Source organism: Enterobacter sp. HG048 (genome assembly GCF_024702055.1).
In the GTDB taxonomy this organism is placed as follows: Bacteria; Pseudomonadota; Gammaproteobacteria; order Enterobacterales; family Enterobacteriaceae; genus Enterobacter; species Enterobacter dykesii.
Map to the genome: position 1 here is coordinate 617209 of NZ_JANLIZ010000001.1, position 14320 is coordinate 631528.

Below are 14320 nucleotides of genomic sequence, written 5' to 3' on the forward strand. Positions count from 1 at the left end.
TTACTGTTCAATCTGGTGATGAATAAAGCGATTAAACTGAAATTGCAGCGAATTAATCATCTGGGATGACCAGCGAACTGCACTGTTTTCGGGCAATGTTTGCGGCATCCAGACGGCGTAAGCAAACAGCGCCATGCACAATACGCGCTCAAGCTGGTTGCCTTTCTGCGGTGCGAGGATGGGAAAACGGAAACGCCAGCGGCAGGGCCAAAGCAGCGGCACGCCCGCAGGCGTCAGCATATCGGCGAGAATATGGCTTAAATAGCCCAGCACCATCCCCTGGATGGCATCGGCGGGGACTATCCAGCTTTCGGGCACTTTTAAATAGAAAAGCGTCAGCAGGCCAAACACGGCCAGCAGGCTGTGCGTAAACCCCCGGTGGCCGAACGCGCGGGCGATGGGTTTAGACACCCACTTCAGGCGTTGTCCGAGAAAGGATTTAGGGTGGTCAATGTCGGGCAGCAGACAGGTCAATACGGCGGAAGGGACAATATGCCACCAGTCGCCCTGTGCCAGCACGGGGGTGAGTTCAGCGTTTTTGGCAAATACCGCGCACGCAATAGAAAAAAGCAGGTGGCCTTCCGCCGTCATGATAAAACCCACAAAACTGTCAATTCATACAGTATAGGGTTTTTATACAGTAGGCGGAAGAGGTGACGGTGTAACTGTTTGTCACAAACCAGAGGAGGGCGTTAACCGCCCTGCAGATGATACGCCGTGAGTTCTGTCAGTGAATTAAGCTTCACGTCGGCAAGAGCAAACCGGGGATCGTGACGGCCTTCTTCAGCGGGCACCACAATGGAGCGCATCCGCGCAGCCTTCGACGCCACCATACCGTTAACGGAATCTTCCAGCGCAACGCAGTTGAGGGGATCCAGGCCAAGCTTTGCGGCACAGTCCAGATAGACCTGCGGGTGCGGCTTGCTGTAAGGCAATTTTTCGGCGGACGCCAGCGCGTCGAAACTGTCGCGCAGTTCAAACATCGTGAGCACTTTTTCAAGCATATGCAGCGGTGAAGCCGAGGCCAGGCCAACCTTCAGCCCCTGGGCTTTACACAGCGCGACTGCCTCGCGTACGCCGGGCAGCAGCGGCCTGTTCTCTTCCACCAGAGAAATGGCGCGGCTGATAATGCGTGCGGTCACCTCCTCGCGATTGGGGCCTACCCACGGCTGTTGGGCAAACCACAGGTCAACCACCATATCGATGCGCAGACCCAGGGTATCGGGAAGTTCATTACGGCGGCTGATATCCACGCCCAGGCTGGCCATTACATCCAGTTCGGCGCGATCCCACAGCGGTTCGGAATCGATCAGCAATCCATCCATGTCAAAAATTGCGGCAAGAATTTTGCGCGGTGTCGACATCACAACGTCTCCTTATCCAGGGTGTTCGACAGACGATACGTGCTAAGCACAATCTGCAATTTAGCATATTGCTTTTAAAGAGCGGGCGAAATTGATGACCAGCAGGTAGACTTAGGCACAAATAACGCGTCTTTATGAAGAGGAACTGATGACGTATCAACAAGCTGGACGCATTGCGGTCTTAAAACGTATTGCTGGCTGGGTGATTTTTATTCCTGCCGTCATTTCTACGCTGATTTCTGTACTCAAATTTATGTACGACCACAGCGAAAAACAGCCGGGTATCAATGCGGTAATGCTTGATTTCGCTCATGTCATGATTGAGATGATGCGTTTTAATACGCCATTTTTGAATGTCTTCTGGTTTAACTCACCGACCCCGAATTTTCATCAACAGCTGAATATCGGTTTTTGGGTGATATATGCCTTGATCTTTGTCGCGCTGGCACTGCAGGCCTCTGGCGCGAGAATGAGTCGCCAGACGCGCTTTTTACGCGAAGGCGTTGAGGATCAGTTGATTCTGGAGCAGGCCAAGGGCCCGGAAGGCATGAGCCGGGAGCAGATTGAATCCCGCATTGTTGTGCCGCGTCACACCATTTTCCTGCAAATTTTCCCGCTCTATATCCTTCCCGTGATTATCATTGTGGCGGGATACTTCTTCTTCTCACTGCTCGGTTTTCTGTAAGCGATAGGGGTGGCGGCAAGGCCACCCTTTCTCTTCTCAGGCGGCAAGCATACGCTCGAGTGCCCGCTGCGCGTTAACAATGTGTTCTCCGCCAAAAAGAATGGCACGGTTCATCAGCGTATAAAGCTGATACACCGGCTGGCGGTCGAGAAAGCCGGGCGGCAGGGGGGAAACAGACTGGTATCCGTCGTATATTTGCGGCGGCTGCTCCGGATGAAGCGGCAGCATGGCAAGATCGCACTCTCTGTCACCCCAGTAGCAGGCCGGGTCAAAGATGTACGGGCCGTTGGGACCCAGCGCGCAGTTATTGGACCACAAATCGCCGTGAAGCAGCGACGCCTGAGGCTGGTGGGATGCCAGACGCTGCTGGACGTGCTCGACGATGGCGTCGATATTGCCAAACTCCAGCCCTTTCTCGGCGGCCAGCTCAAGCTGCCAGCCAATGCGCTGCTCGGCAAAAAACGTCGACCAGCGACGCTGCCAGGCATTGGGCTGTGGCGTGGTGGAGAGATCGTTGTCAAAGTCGAGACCAAACTGCGGCTGGTCGCTCCATTGATGCAGGCGCGCTAGCTGTTGGCCGAGAATGAACGCATTATGGGCATCCAGTGGGCGGGCGGGGAGATATTCCATCACCAGGAAGCTGTAGTCACGATCGCTCCCCACGGCCAGAACCTGCGGGGCAGTGACCGTTTTACTGCGCGACAACAGCTCCAGCTGGTCGGCTTCGGCGGTAAATATTGGAAGCAGCTCTCGCTCATCGCACTTAACGAAAAGATCGCGCCCTGCGTAGCGTAAATGCCACGCGGCGTGGATCTCACCGCCTGGCAGTTCGTTACGCAGTTCAATTTCACCTTCACCCAGCTGCTCACGTAAAAGATGACTGATAGCCTGCCACATGCTGTCTCTCCCATGTTGTCTGCCAGATCATAAAGTTAGCGCATAACTGCGGTTAAAAAATACGAACTAACGCACACCTGAGCGGTTTAAATTCATACAGCGCACTTATTGTTCTTTTTTCCGCCAGCTCTCCCAGGTATCCACGTCAATTTCGGCAGGCTTGTCGGTCACGCTCTCCACCAGACTGGCGGCCAGCGCATGAACCTCTTCCTGGCTCAGGGCGCCAATCAGTCCAAATGCCAGGGTGCCTAAATCATGAATATTGCCCTCGTCATCCGTCAGCGTGAGGAGAAAATTAGCTCGGGTGAAGGCATTGTTGAGCTCATTTAGCTCTGTCAGCGATGCTTCATGAAGGTTGATGGTCACGACGTAGCGTGTGATGTCACCACTGCTCATAATTCACCTCATTGTTATCATGGAAGTTTTCTTAGCATAGTCGATAGTTTGCGTTTGGCGACTCAGAGAGGACATTCCCCTCCGTAAAGACGAAGGGGAAAAGGCGTTAATTTCGGGACAGGTAATCGACGATTTTTTGCGTATCGGCAAGCGAACAGAGACGCGTGCCCTGGTTGATGGTGGCGGCACTACCCGCCGCCACGCCGTAGCGGGTCATTTCGAGCAGAGACGCGCCCTGCGCCAGTTTTAGCGTCATCGCACCCACCATGCTATCGCCCGCGCCAACCGTGCTTTGGCTCTTCATCGGCGGTGGGACAACCTGAACGGACGACGATTCATCGACTGCCAGCGCCCCCTGAGGGCCAAGGGAGACGACTACGCGCCGCGCTTTGCCGCTGCGCACCAGCTCCAGATTGCCCGGCACCAGGGCCGCCTGCAGGGCCTCGCCGCTGCTGTCGACAATGCAGCGGATGCCGCGCTGCTGTGCCGCCTGAATCAGCGCCGTCAATTTTTCCGTGCTGACGCCGGGCGGCAGGCTGCCGCTTACCACCAGCAGCGCGCCGCTTTCTATCGTCAACACTTTCTCTTCAAGCTGACGAAACTCGTCATCGCTGAGCTTCGCGCCCGGCATGACAAAACGGTACTGCTCGCCGCTCGATTCCACGTGAACATGCAGGTTTTGCCGCGTCCAGTCTTTGGCCTCAACGGTTTCAACGGCCACCTGTTCATCGGCCAGCAGAGAGACCAGGTGTTCACCGGTAGCACCGCCTGCAGGGAAAATGGCAGTGGCTTTGCCGCCGAGATGTGTAATGGCGCGCGCCACGTTGATCCCACCGCCGCCGGGCTCAAAGACCGGGGCGCTACAGCGCAATTTACCTTCCGGGTAAATCTGCGACGTCAGGGTGGCGGAATCCAGGGAAGGGGAGAGCGTCAGAGTATAAATAGAAACCATCATTACCTCCTTTTAGCATGGGTTCTTATTAGCCTGGCACCATTTGTCAGGAAGGCAATGTAAATAACAGTATGATTTTAAATATGAATACTGACGAAAAGTGAAGCGGGGGATATATAAAATAAAACGCTTTTTGAGATCGTTCTTATTCAAAAAATGAAATAAGAAAACATTGCTATGTTATTTGCGGCTTTTTATAATTTGTTACCTTTCTCTGGACGCCTTGTCATTGATCCTCAAGAAAGATTCCGGGACCGTGTGGTCTCTTTTTTTGTTGTACGGACTCCTTAATAAAATGAAGCTTTTAAAGACAGTGCCCGCTGCACTGATGCTGGCGGGTGGCGTGTTTGCGGCTATGAACGCGACCGCTGATGATACCGTTTTTACTGTCATGGACGATCCTTCCACCGCGAAAAAACCGTTTGAAGGTAACCTGAACGCCGGGTACCTGGCACAATCCGGTAACACGAAAAGCTCTTCTCTGACGGCGGACAGTACGCTCACCTGGTACGGCAACACCACCGCCTGGTCTCTTTGGGGTAATGCCAGCAACACTTCCGCTAACGACGAACGTTCTTCCGAGAAGTATGCGGTAGGCGGACGTAGCCGTTACAACATGACCGACTATGACTACCTGTTTGGTCAGGCTAGCTGGTTAACCGACCGTTACAACGGTTATCGCCAGCGCGACGTGTTCACCGCCGGTTATGGTCGCCAGTTCCTGAACGGTCCGGTACACAGCCTCCGTTTTGAATTCGGTCCGGGTGTGCGTTATGACGAGTACACCAATGGCGATACCAAAACCCAACCGCTCGGTTACGCTTCCGGTACCTATGCCTGGCAGATGACTGACAACACCAAATTTACCCAGGGTGTTTCTGTATTTGGTGCCGACGATACGACGCTGAACTCTGAGACGGCGCTGAACGTGGCTATCAACGAACACTTTGGCCTGAAAGTCGCCTACAACGTGACCTGGAACTCTTCACCACCAGAATCTGCGCCGGATCATACCGACCGCAGAACCACGGTTTCACTGGGTTATAGAATGTAATAAAAGCGGGCCGATGATAATGTCGGCCCGTTTATTGTCTGCGGTCTTTTGACGTCCCTTCTGATGACTTGTCTTCGCCCCTAGCCCCAAATCATTGCCGCCCAACGGAGTAGCAGCATTGCGCCGCAGATGGCAATCAGCGCCAGCACCATTTTCCAGTGTTTTGCGGCAAATCGTTTAGTTGGCATAACCTAATCCTTGTTGGTTGATATTCCCAGTCTACCAAACAGGGCCGAAAAATGCCCCTTCTCAGGTTCGATTGGGTTATGCCAGCGTAGGGTTCGGCTCAGAACCAGTGGAATCGCTCGGCGAGAATCAACAATAAACCTGTGGCGGAAAGGATGTTCAATATCACAACCGTTCTACTGGATACGTTCATGGTATGCACCTTTGGGTTTAAAGACCTGTTCAAGAGTAGCCCAGCATCTTCGAAATGCGAGCGCAGGGGAGAAGCAACCTGCAAATTCGTGCGAAAGTGCCAGCCCATCAATCTGGCCGCAGAGGGTGCAATCTCCTTGCCGTTAGTGTTAACATTACGTCGCTTGCCGTAAATCCACATTAATCTGAATTCGGCAGGTGAATGATGACGAACCAATTTGACGATTGTTGGTCAGATGGTGTCGTAATCTATTGTCAAATCACGATTATTTTCTTTGTATATGCTCTTATGTGTGGGGCATCACTGCAAATAAGGATATAAAATGCCTGTAATTACTCTTCCTGATGGCAGCCAACGCCATTTCGACCGTGCTGTTAGCCCAATGGATGTTGCCCTGGACATTGGTCCTGGCCTCGCGAAAGCGACTATCGCTGGCCGCGTTAACGGTGAGCTGGTGGACGCCTCCGATCTGATCGAAAACGATGCGACGCTTGCAATCATCACCGCGAAAGACGAAGAAGGTCTGGAGATCATTCGTCACTCCTGCGCGCACCTGTTAGGCCATGCCATCAAACAGCTGTGGCCAAACACCAAAATGGCGATCGGTCCGGTTATCGATAACGGTTTCTACTACGACGTTGACCTTGACCACACCCTGACTCAGGAAGATATCGACGCGCTCGAAAAACGCATGCACGAGCTCGCCGAAACAAACTATGACGTCATCAAGAAGAAAGTCAGCTGGCACGAAGCGCGTGAAACCTTCGTGAAGCGCGGCGAGAGCTACAAGGTCTCTATTCTTGACGAAAACATTTCGCATGATGACAAGCCTGGCTTGTACCATCACGAAGAATACGTCGACATGTGCCGTGGACCGCACGTGCCGAACATGCGTTTCTGTCATCACTTTAAGCTGATGAAGATCGCAGGCGCCTACTGGCGTGGCGACAGCAACAACAAGATGTTGCAGCGTATCTATGGTACCGCGTGGGCTGATAAAAAAGCCCTGAACGCATACCTGCTGCGTCTGGAAGAGGCGGCGAAGCGTGACCACCGTAAAATCGGTAAGCAGCTTGACCTGTACCACATGCAGGAAGAAGCGCCGGGCATGGTATTCTGGCATAACGACGGCTGGACCATCTTCCGTGAACTGGAAACTTTCGTACGCTCCAAGCTGAAAGAGTACCAGTATCAGGAAGTGAAAGGCCCGTTCATGATGGACCGTGTGCTGTGGGAAAAAACCGGCCACTGGGACAACTACAAAGATGCGATGTTCACCACCTCGTCTGAGAACCGTGAATACTGCATCAAGCCAATGAACTGCCCGGGCCACGTTCAGATCTTCAACCAGGGTCTGAAATCCTACCGCGACCTGCCGCTGCGTATGGCGGAGTTCGGTAGCTGCCACCGTAACGAACCATCAGGTGCGCTGCACGGTCTGATGCGTGTTCGTGGCTTTACGCAGGATGATGCGCATATTTTCTGTACTGAAGATCAGGTCCGTGACGAAGTTAACGCCTGTATTCGTATGGTCTACGATATGTACAGCACCTTTGGCTTCGAGAAGATCGTGGTCAAACTCTCAACGCGTCCGGAAAAACGTATCGGTAGCGATGAGACATGGGATCGCGCAGAAGCGGATCTCGCCGTGGCGCTGGAAGAGAACGGCATTCCGTTCGAATACCAGCTGGGCGAGGGCGCATTCTACGGTCCGAAAATTGAATTTACCCTGTATGACTGCCTCGATCGCGCATGGCAGTGCGGTACTGTACAGCTGGACTTCTCCCTGCCGCAGCGTTTAAGCGCCTCTTATGTTGGCGAAGACAACGAGCGTCAGGTACCGGTAATGATTCACCGTGCAATTCTCGGTTCTCTGGAGCGCTTCATCGGCATCCTAACCGAAGAGTTCGCCGGCTTCTTCCCAACCTGGCTTGCGCCAGTGCAGGTCGTGGTGATGAACATTACCGATTCTCAGGCGGATTACGTTAAAGAATTGACGCAGAAACTACAAAATGCGGGCATTCGCGTAAAAGCAGACTTGAGAAATGAGAAGATTGGCTTTAAAATCCGCGAGCACACTTTACGTCGTGTCCCGTATATGTTGGTCTGTGGTGATAAAGAGGTGGAAGCAGGCAAAGTTGCCGTTCGCACCCGCCGTGGTAAAGACCTGGGCAGCCTGGACGTAAGTGAAGTGATTGAGAAGCTGCAACAAGAGATTCGCAGCCGCAGTCTTCAACAACTGGAGGAATAAGGTATTAAAGGCGGAAAACGAGTTCAAACGGCACGTCCGAATCGTATCAATGGCGAGATTCGCGCCCAGGAAGTTCGCTTAACAGATCTTGAAGGTGAACCACTGGGGATTGTGAGTCTGAGAGAAGCGATCGAAAAAGCTGAAGAAGCTGGAGTAGATTTAGTTGAAATCAGCCCTAACGCCGAACCGCCAGTTTGTCGTATCATGGACTACGGCAAGTTCCTTTATGAAAAGAGTAAGTCTTCTAAGGAACAGAAGAAGAAGCAAAAAGTTATCCAGGTTAAGGAAATCAAATTCCGTCCTGGTACCGACGATGGCGATTATCAGGTAAAACTCCGCAGCCTGATTCGCTTTCTGGAAGATGGCGATAAGGCCAAGATCACACTGCGTTTCCGCGGTCGTGAGATGGCCCACCAACAGATTGGTATGGAAGTGCTTAACCGCGTCCGTGACGATCTGAGTGAACTGGCAGTAGTCGAATCCTTCCCTACGAAGATCGAAGGCCGCCAGATGATCATGGTGCTCGCTCCTAAGAAGAAACAGTAAGGCCTTCAAGTAGCAAAATCTGTGGAGCCTTCGGGTTTCATAGGTTTTGTTCGCCTATGTTTCGTTTATTTAACAATGCGAAGTGGAAGTTATTAAGATGCCAAAAATTAAGACCGTACGCGGTGCTGCTAAGCGCTTCAAAAAAACCGGTGGTGGTGGATTTAAGCGTAAGCACGCAAACCTGCGTCATATTCTGACCAAAAAATCTACTAAGCGTAAACGTCACCTGCGTCCAAAAGGCCTCGTTTCTAAAGGCGATCTGGGTCTGGTTATCGCGTGCCTGCCGTACGCATAAGCCGTTAACGTTTAATTTTTTACTAAGAATATAGATACAGGAGAGCACATATGGCTCGCGTAAAACGTGGTGTAATTGCACGTGCACGTCACAAGAAAATTTTGAAACAAGCTAAAGGCTACTACGGTGCGCGTTCACGCGTATACCGCGTTGCTTTCCAGGCTGTTATCAAAGCAGGTCAGTACGCTTACCGTGACCGTCGTCAGCGTAAGCGTCAGTTCCGTCAACTGTGGATTGCGCGTATCAACGCAGCAGCACGTCAGAACGGTATTTCTTACAGCAAATTCATCAACGGCCTGAAAAAAGCCTCTGTTGAAATCGACCGTAAGATCCTGGCTGACATCGCAGTATTCGACAAAGTAGCGTTCACCGCTCTGGTCGAAAAAGCGAAAGCAGCACTGGCATAAGCCAGTTGAGAGAGGGGGCTTTGCTCCCTCTTTTCATTTAACACCATCAGAAGATTGACATTTATCCGTCCAGGCTTTTCAATAAGGTCTTAACGGTTTTTACCAAACAAGGTAACGCAAGCATGAATGCTGCTATTTTCCGCTTCTTCTTTTACTTTAGCACCTGATTTCAGGAGGCTAGCGCGTGAAAGATGAAACGAAAAACAGCGCCAGATAAGCCTCCCAATGGAGGCTTTTTTTGTGCCTGAATTTGAGAGAATAACTCCACCAAATCGGTGTCTGCACCGACATAATGAGGAAAATCATGTCACATCTCGCAGAGCTGGTTGCCAGTGCAACAGCCGCCATTAATCAGGCCTCAGATGTTGCCGCGTTAGACAATGTCCGCGTCGAATATCTTGGGAAGAAAGGGCACCTGACCCTTCAGATGACAACCCTGCGTGAGCTGCCGCCAGAAGAACGCCCGGCAGCGGGTGCGGTGATTAACGAAGCCAAAGAGCAGGTACAGCAGGCGCTGAACGCGCGCAAAGCCGAGCTGGAAAGCGCGGTGCTGAATGCGCGTCTGGCCGCAGAGACGATCGACGTTTCTCTGCCGGGTCGCCGTATCGAAAACGGTGGTCTGCACCCGGTTACCCGCACCATCGATCGCATTGAAAGTTTCTTCGGTGAGCTCGGCTTTACCGTGGCGACTGGCCCGGAAATCGAAGATGATTACCATAACTTCGACGCCCTGAACATTCCTGGCCATCATCCGGCACGCGCTGACCACGACACTTTCTGGTTCGACGCTACGCGTCTGCTGCGTACTCAGACCTCCGGCGTTCAGATCCGTACCATGAAGGAGCAGGAGCCGCCAATCCGTATTATCGCGCCGGGCCGCGTCTATCGTAACGACTACGATCAGACCCACACCCCAATGTTCCACCAGATGGAAGGTCTGATTGTTGATAAAAACATCAGCTTCACCAACCTGAAGGGCACGCTGCACGATTTCCTGAACAACTTCTTTGAGGAAGATCTGCAGGTTCGTTTCCGCCCGTCCTACTTCCCGTTCACCGAACCGTCTGCGGAAGTTGACGTGATGGGTAAAAACGGCAAATGGCTGGAAGTGCTGGGCTGCGGCATGGTGCATCCAAACGTGCTGCGCAACGTGGGTATCGATCCGGAAGTTTACTCCGGCTTTGCCTTCGGCATGGGCATGGAGCGTCTGACTATGCTGCGCTACGGCGTGACCGACTTACGTGCATTCTTCGAAAACGATCTGCGTTTCCTCAAACAGTTTAAATAAGGGCAGGACAGAACAATGAAATTCAGTGAACTGTGGTTACGCGAGTGGGTGAACACCACGCTGGACAGCGACGCGCTTTCTAACCAGATCACCATGGCGGGTCTGGAAGTGGACGGCGTTGAGCCGGTTTCCGGAGCCTTCAACGGCGTGGTCGTCGGTGAAGTGGTCGAGTGCGGCCAGCACCCTAACGCTGACAAACTGCGCGTGACAAAAGTAAACGTGGGCGGTGACCGTCTGCTGGATATCGTCTGCGGTGCGCCAAACTGCCGTCAGGGCCTGAAGGTGGCCGTGGCGACCGTCGGTGCAGTGCTGCCGGGCGATTTCAAAATTAAAGCGGCTAAGCTGCGCGGCGAGCCGTCTGAAGGCATGCTGTGCTCCTTCTCCGAGCTGGGTATTTCCGACGATCACAACGGCATCATTGAGCTGCCGCTGGATGCGCCAGTCGGCACCGATATCCGTGAATACCTGAAGCTTGATGACAACACCATTGAAATCAGCGTCACGCCAAACCGTGCCGACTGCTTAGGGATCATCGGCGTGGCGCGCGACGTTGCCGTGCTGAACCAGACCGAACTGAACGCGCCGGAAATCGCGCCGGTTGAAGCGACCATCGGTGACGTGCTGCCTATTCAGGTTGACGCTGCGGATGCTTGCCCGCGCTACCTCGGTCGCGTGGTGAAAGGCATCAACGTGAAAGCGCCAACCCCGCTGTGGATGAAAGAGAAGCTGCGCCGCTGCGGTATTCGCTCTATCGACGCCGTGGTTGACGTGACCAACTACGTTCTGCTGGAGCTGGGCCAGCCAATGCACGCGTTCGATAAAGACCGTATCGACGGCGGCATCGTTGTGCGCATGGCGAAAGAGGGCGAAACCCTGGTTCTGCTGGACGGCAGCGAAGCGAAACTGAACGCCGACACCCTGGTGATTGCTGACCACAGCAAAGCGCTGGCAATGGGCGGTATCTTCGGTGGCGAGCACTCAGGCGTCAACGACGAGACGCAAAACGTCCTGCTGGAATGCGCGTTCTTCAGCCCGCTCTCCATCACCGGTCGCGCACGCCGTCACGGCCTGCATACCGATGCCTCTCACCGCTACGAGCGCGGCGTTGACCCGGCGCTGCAGTACAAGGCGATGGAACGTGCGACCCGCCTGCTGATCGACATCTGCGGCGGTGAAGCGGGCCCGGTTATCGACGTCACCAACGAAGAAACGCTGCCGAAGCGTGCGACCATCACCCTGCGCCGCAGCAAGCTGGATCGCCTGATTGGTCACCACGTTGCCGATGCGCAGGTGACCGACATCCTGAAACGTCTGGGCTGTGAAGTTACCGAAGGCCAGGACGAGTGGAAAGCCGTTGCGCCATCATGGCGTTTCGACATGGAAATTGAAGAAGATCTGGTGGAAGAAGTGGCCCGCGTTTACGGCTACAACAACATCCCTGACGAGCCTGTCCAGGCAGGTCTGGTGATGGGCGCCCACCGTGAAGCCGACCTGTCCCTGAAGCGTGTGAAAACCATGCTGAACGACAAAGGCTACCAGGAAGTGATCACCTACAGCTTCGTTGATCCAAAGCTGCAGCAACTGATCCACCCGGGCCAGGAGGCGCTGATCCTGCCAAGCCCAATCTCCAGCGAAATGTCCGCGATGCGTCTGTCTCTGTGGACGGGCCTGCTGGGCACTGTCGTTTATAACCAGAATCGCCAGCAAAACCGCGTGCGAATTTTCGAAAGCGGTTTGCGCTTTGTACCGGATAATCAGGCAAATTTAGGCATCCGTCAGGATCTCATGCTGGCTGGCGCCATCAGCGGCAACCGCTATGAAGAGCACTGGGACCTGGCAAAAGGCACGGTTGATTTCTACGATATGAAGGGCGATCTGGAAGCGATTCTGGATCTGACCGGTAAATTATCTGAAATTGAATTCCGCGCAGAAGCTATCCCGGCTCTGCATCCGGGCCAGAGCGCAGCGATCTATTTAGACGGCAAACGCGTTGGTTTTATTGGGGTTGTTCACCCTGAGCTGGAGCGTAAGCTGGACCTGAACGGCCGTACCATCGTGTTCGAGCTGGAATGGAACCCGGTGGCTGACCGCGTTATTCCTCAGGCTCAGGACGTCTCCCGCTTCCCGGCAAACCGCCGTGATATCGCGGTTGTGGTCGCGGAAAATGTGCCTGCAGCAGATATTTTGGCCGAATGTAAGAAAGTTGGCGTAAATCAGGTAGTTGGCGTAAACTTATTTGACGTGTACCGCGGCAAGGGCGTAGCAGAAGGTTTCAAGAGCCTCGCTATTAGCCTTATCCTTCAGGATACCAGCCGTACACTCGAAGAAGAGGAGATTGCCGCTACCGTCGCCAAATGTGTAGAGGCATTAAAAGAGCGATTCCAGGCATCATTGAGGGATTGAACCTATGGCGCTTACAAAAGCTGAAATGTCAGAATATCTGTTTGATAAGCTTGGGCTTAGCAAACGGGATGCCAAAGAGCTGGTAGAGCTGTTTTTCGAAGAGATCCGTCGTGCTCTGGAAAATGGTGAGCAGGTAAAACTCTCCGGTTTTGGCAATTTTGATTTGCGAGACAAAAACCAACGTCCGGGCCGCAACCCGAAGACGGGGGAAGATATTCCCATTACAGCCCGCCGCGTGGTGACCTTCAGACCCGGCCAGAAGTTGAAAAGCCGTGTCGAAAACGCAACGCCCAAAGCAGAGTAATATGAACTAACTAAAAAGGCCGCCCACGCGGCCTTTTTTCTTTGCGCTCTCCGGCAAACCCGCCGTAAAATCAATTACATCTCACGCTACTAAAACCGTACCCATGCTTGATTATGCCCATCGCCAGCACCGTTCCGATAAGCGTCGCCTGTTTTTGCTGGTGCTGTTGCTCATTGTCGCCGCAGGCGTGAGCCTCTGCGCGGGCGACAGATGGATCGGGCCAGAAAGCTGGTGGGGGACTGACGGGCAGCTCTTCGTCTGGCAAATTCGCCTGCCGCGCACCGTCGCGGTGGTTCTGGTCGGCGCCGCGCTGGCGCTGTGCGGTACCATAATGCAGGCGTTGTTTGATAACCCTCTGGCGGAGCCCGGGCTGCTCGGCGTGTCAAACGGCGCAGGCGTAGGCCTGATTGCGGCGGTAATGCTCGGCGGAGGAGAACTCTCCGGATGGAGTATTAGCCTGAGCGCTATCCTCGGCGCGCTGCTGATCACCGCGATCCTTCTTCGATTTGCCAGACGGCACTTATCGACCAGCCGTCTGCTGCTTGCCGGCGTGGCGCTAGGGATCATCTGCAGCGCGCTGATGACCTGGGCGGTCTACTTCTCAACATCCTTTGACCTGCGTCAGCTGATGTACTGGATGATGGGCGGCTTCGGAGGCGTTGACTGGCACCAGGGCTGGCTGATGGCGCTGCTGGTACCGGTCATCGTGTGGGCTGCCCTGCAGGCGCAGCCGCTGAATATGCTCGCGCTGGGGGAAACTTCTGCCCGCCAGCTCGGCATGCCGATTGGGTTTTGGCGTAATGTGCTGGTCATAGCCATTGGCTGGCTGGTCGGCGTCAGCGTGGCTCTGGCGGGCGCGATCGGCTTTATCGGGCTGGTGATTCCGCACATGCTGCGCCTGTGTGGCCTCACGGACCATCGAACCCTGCTTCCGGCCTCGGCGGTTGCCGGGGCCGTCACGCTGCTGGTGGCCGACATCATCGCCCGGCTTGCCCTGACGGCCGCAGAGCTGCCCATCGGCGTGGTGACCGCCACGCTGGGCGCGCCGGTCTTTATCTGGCTACTATTAAAAGCTGGACGTTAAAACAACTAGCCGTAA

At 54.0% G+C, this 14320-nt stretch carries 18 protein-coding genes and 1 other annotated feature; of the genes, 11 read left to right on the forward strand and 7 right to left on the reverse strand.

Features of this window, described 5'->3' with window-relative positions:
* The gene (locus NUX24_RS03025) at positions 1-591 is read right to left on the reverse strand and encodes a metal-dependent hydrolase (protein WP_014883483.1); all 591 of its coding nucleotides are present in this window, start codon (positions 589-591) and stop codon (positions 1-3) included.
* A gap of 101 nt (positions 592-692) precedes the next feature.
* Positions 693-1364, reverse strand: a complete 672-nt coding sequence (hxpB, locus tag NUX24_RS03030) for a hexitol phosphatase HxpB (RefSeq protein WP_047651953.1) — start codon at positions 1362-1364, stop codon at positions 693-695.
* Positions 1365-1512: 148 nt separating this feature from the next.
* Between hxpB and NUX24_RS03035 the strand changes: the two genes are divergently transcribed.
* A complete protein-coding gene (locus NUX24_RS03035) occupies positions 1513-2049 on the forward strand; it encodes a YniB family protein (RefSeq protein ID WP_047651954.1) in 537 nt (178 codons plus the stop codon).
* A 36-nt stretch (positions 2050-2085) separates the two neighbouring features.
* Here NUX24_RS03035 and NUX24_RS03040 read toward each other — a convergent pair whose 3' ends face one another.
* From NUX24_RS03040 to pfkB, 3 genes are all read right to left on the reverse strand, one after another.
* The gene (locus NUX24_RS03040) at positions 2086-2946 is read right to left on the reverse strand and encodes a fructosamine kinase family protein (RefSeq protein WP_047651955.1); all 861 of its coding nucleotides are present in this window, start codon (positions 2944-2946) and stop codon (positions 2086-2088) included.
* Between the two features lie 105 nt (positions 2947-3051).
* Entirely contained in the window at positions 3052-3342 is a 291-nt protein-coding gene (gene ghoS / locus NUX24_RS03045) for a type V toxin-antitoxin system endoribonuclease antitoxin GhoS (RefSeq protein WP_047648044.1), read from the reverse strand.
* 106 nt (positions 3343-3448) lie between these two features.
* On the reverse strand, positions 3449-4294 hold the full coding sequence (gene pfkB / locus NUX24_RS03050; protein ID WP_257829995.1) for a 6-phosphofructokinase II: 846 nt from the start codon (positions 4292-4294) through the stop codon (positions 3449-3451).
* 295 nt (positions 4295-4589) lie between these two features.
* Here pfkB and NUX24_RS03055 point away from each other — a divergent pair, with 295 nt between their 5' ends.
* Positions 4590-5348 carry a YdiY family protein gene (locus tag NUX24_RS03055; protein ID WP_029740435.1) on the forward strand — a complete coding sequence of 253 codons (759 nt, stop codon included), beginning with the start codon at positions 4590-4592 and terminating at the stop codon, positions 5346-5348.
* An 80-nt stretch (positions 5349-5428) separates the two neighbouring features.
* Here NUX24_RS03055 and yniD read toward each other — a convergent pair whose 3' ends face one another.
* Together yniD and yncL are read right to left on the reverse strand one after the other, a co-directional pair.
* Positions 5429-5536, reverse strand: a complete 108-nt coding sequence (gene yniD, locus NUX24_RS03060; RefSeq protein WP_257829830.1) for a small membrane protein YniD — start codon at positions 5534-5536, stop codon at positions 5429-5431.
* A 98-nt stretch (positions 5537-5634) separates the two neighbouring features.
* Positions 5635-5907 (reverse strand): stress response membrane protein YncL, encoded by a 273-nt coding sequence (gene yncL / locus NUX24_RS21820; RefSeq protein ID WP_081957703.1) that lies wholly within the window; start codon positions 5905-5907, stop codon positions 5635-5637.
* A gap of 142 nt (positions 5908-6049) precedes the next feature.
* Here yncL and thrS point away from each other — a divergent pair, with 142 nt between their 5' ends.
* From thrS to btuC, 9 genes are all read left to right on the forward strand, one after another.
* On the forward strand, positions 6050-7978 hold the full coding sequence (gene thrS / locus NUX24_RS03070) for a threonine--tRNA ligase (protein ID WP_008500657.1): 1929 nt from the start codon (positions 6050-6052) through the stop codon (positions 7976-7978).
* A 3-nt stretch (positions 7979-7981) separates the two neighbouring features.
* Positions 7982-8524, forward strand: a complete 543-nt coding sequence (gene infC / locus NUX24_RS03075; protein WP_014069901.1) for a translation initiation factor IF-3 — start codon at positions 7982-7984, stop codon at positions 8522-8524.
* Positions 8525-8621: 97 nt separating this feature from the next.
* The gene (rpmI, locus tag NUX24_RS03080; protein WP_003030583.1) at positions 8622-8819 is read left to right on the forward strand and encodes a 50S ribosomal protein L35; all 198 of its coding nucleotides are present in this window, start codon (positions 8622-8624) and stop codon (positions 8817-8819) included.
* A 50-nt stretch (positions 8820-8869) separates the two neighbouring features.
* Positions 8870-9226, forward strand: coding sequence for a 50S ribosomal protein L20 (gene rplT, locus NUX24_RS03085; protein WP_000124850.1), 357 nt, complete (start codon positions 8870-8872; stop codon positions 9224-9226).
* Positions 9227-9343: 117 nt separating this feature from the next.
* Positions 9344-9468 (forward strand) — a sequence feature (Phe leader region).
* Positions 9349-9393, forward strand: coding sequence for a pheST operon leader peptide PheM (gene pheM / locus NUX24_RS03090; RefSeq protein ID WP_001386830.1), 45 nt, complete (start codon positions 9349-9351; stop codon positions 9391-9393). It overlaps the preceding feature by 45 nt.
* Before the next feature lie 62 nt (positions 9469-9530).
* Positions 9531-10514 carry a phenylalanine--tRNA ligase subunit alpha gene (gene pheS, locus NUX24_RS03095; protein WP_020884406.1) on the forward strand — a complete coding sequence of 328 codons (984 nt, stop codon included), beginning with the start codon at positions 9531-9533 and terminating at the stop codon, positions 10512-10514.
* A gap of 15 nt (positions 10515-10529) precedes the next feature.
* Positions 10530-12917, forward strand: coding sequence for a phenylalanine--tRNA ligase subunit beta (gene pheT / locus NUX24_RS03100; RefSeq protein ID WP_257829832.1), 2388 nt, complete (start codon positions 10530-10532; stop codon positions 12915-12917).
* A 4-nt stretch (positions 12918-12921) separates the two neighbouring features.
* The gene (ihfA, locus tag NUX24_RS03105; RefSeq protein WP_003857805.1) at positions 12922-13221 is read left to right on the forward strand and encodes an integration host factor subunit alpha; all 300 of its coding nucleotides are present in this window, start codon (positions 12922-12924) and stop codon (positions 13219-13221) included.
* Between the two features lie 103 nt (positions 13222-13324).
* Entirely contained in the window at positions 13325-14305 is a 981-nt protein-coding gene (gene btuC, locus NUX24_RS03110; RefSeq protein WP_257829834.1) for a vitamin B12 ABC transporter permease BtuC, read from the forward strand.
* The last annotated feature ends 15 nt before the right edge of the window (positions 14306-14320 follow it).

Coding starts and splice junctions, on each gene's coding strand:
- NUX24_RS03025 (WP_014883483.1), bottom strand. CDS start 591: ATGACGGCGGAAGGCCACCTGCTTTTTTCTATTGCGTGCGCGGTATTT.
- hxpB (WP_047651953.1), bottom strand. CDS start 1,364: ATGTCGACACCGCGCAAAATTCTTGCCGCAATTTTTGACATGGATGGA.
- NUX24_RS03035 (WP_047651954.1), top strand. CDS start 1,513: ATGACGTATCAACAAGCTGGACGCATTGCGGTCTTAAAACGTATTGCT.
- NUX24_RS03040 (WP_047651955.1), bottom strand. CDS start 2,946: ATGTGGCAGGCTATCAGTCATCTTTTACGTGAGCAGCTGGGTGAAGGT.
- ghoS (WP_047648044.1), bottom strand. CDS start 3,342: ATGAGCAGTGGTGACATCACACGCTACGTCGTGACCATCAACCTTCAT.
- pfkB (WP_257829995.1), bottom strand. CDS start 4,294: ATGGTTTCTATTTATACTCTGACGCTCTCCCCTTCCCTGGATTCCGCC.
- NUX24_RS03055 (WP_029740435.1), top strand. CDS start 4,590: ATGAAGCTTTTAAAGACAGTGCCCGCTGCACTGATGCTGGCGGGTGGC.
- yniD (WP_257829830.1), bottom strand. CDS start 5,536: ATGCCAACTAAACGATTTGCCGCAAAACACTGGAAAATGGTGCTGGCG.
- yncL (WP_081957703.1), bottom strand. CDS start 5,907: ATGTGGATTTACGGCAAGCGACGTAATGTTAACACTAACGGCAAGGAG.
- thrS (WP_008500657.1), top strand. CDS start 6,050: ATGCCTGTAATTACTCTTCCTGATGGCAGCCAACGCCATTTCGACCGT.
- rpmI (WP_003030583.1), top strand. CDS start 8,622: ATGCCAAAAATTAAGACCGTACGCGGTGCTGCTAAGCGCTTCAAAAAA.
- rplT (WP_000124850.1), top strand. CDS start 8,870: ATGGCTCGCGTAAAACGTGGTGTAATTGCACGTGCACGTCACAAGAAA.
- pheS (WP_020884406.1), top strand. CDS start 9,531: ATGTCACATCTCGCAGAGCTGGTTGCCAGTGCAACAGCCGCCATTAAT.
- pheT (WP_257829832.1), top strand. CDS start 10,530: ATGAAATTCAGTGAACTGTGGTTACGCGAGTGGGTGAACACCACGCTG.
- ihfA (WP_003857805.1), top strand. CDS start 12,922: ATGGCGCTTACAAAAGCTGAAATGTCAGAATATCTGTTTGATAAGCTT.
- btuC (WP_257829834.1), top strand. CDS start 13,325: ATGCTTGATTATGCCCATCGCCAGCACCGTTCCGATAAGCGTCGCCTG.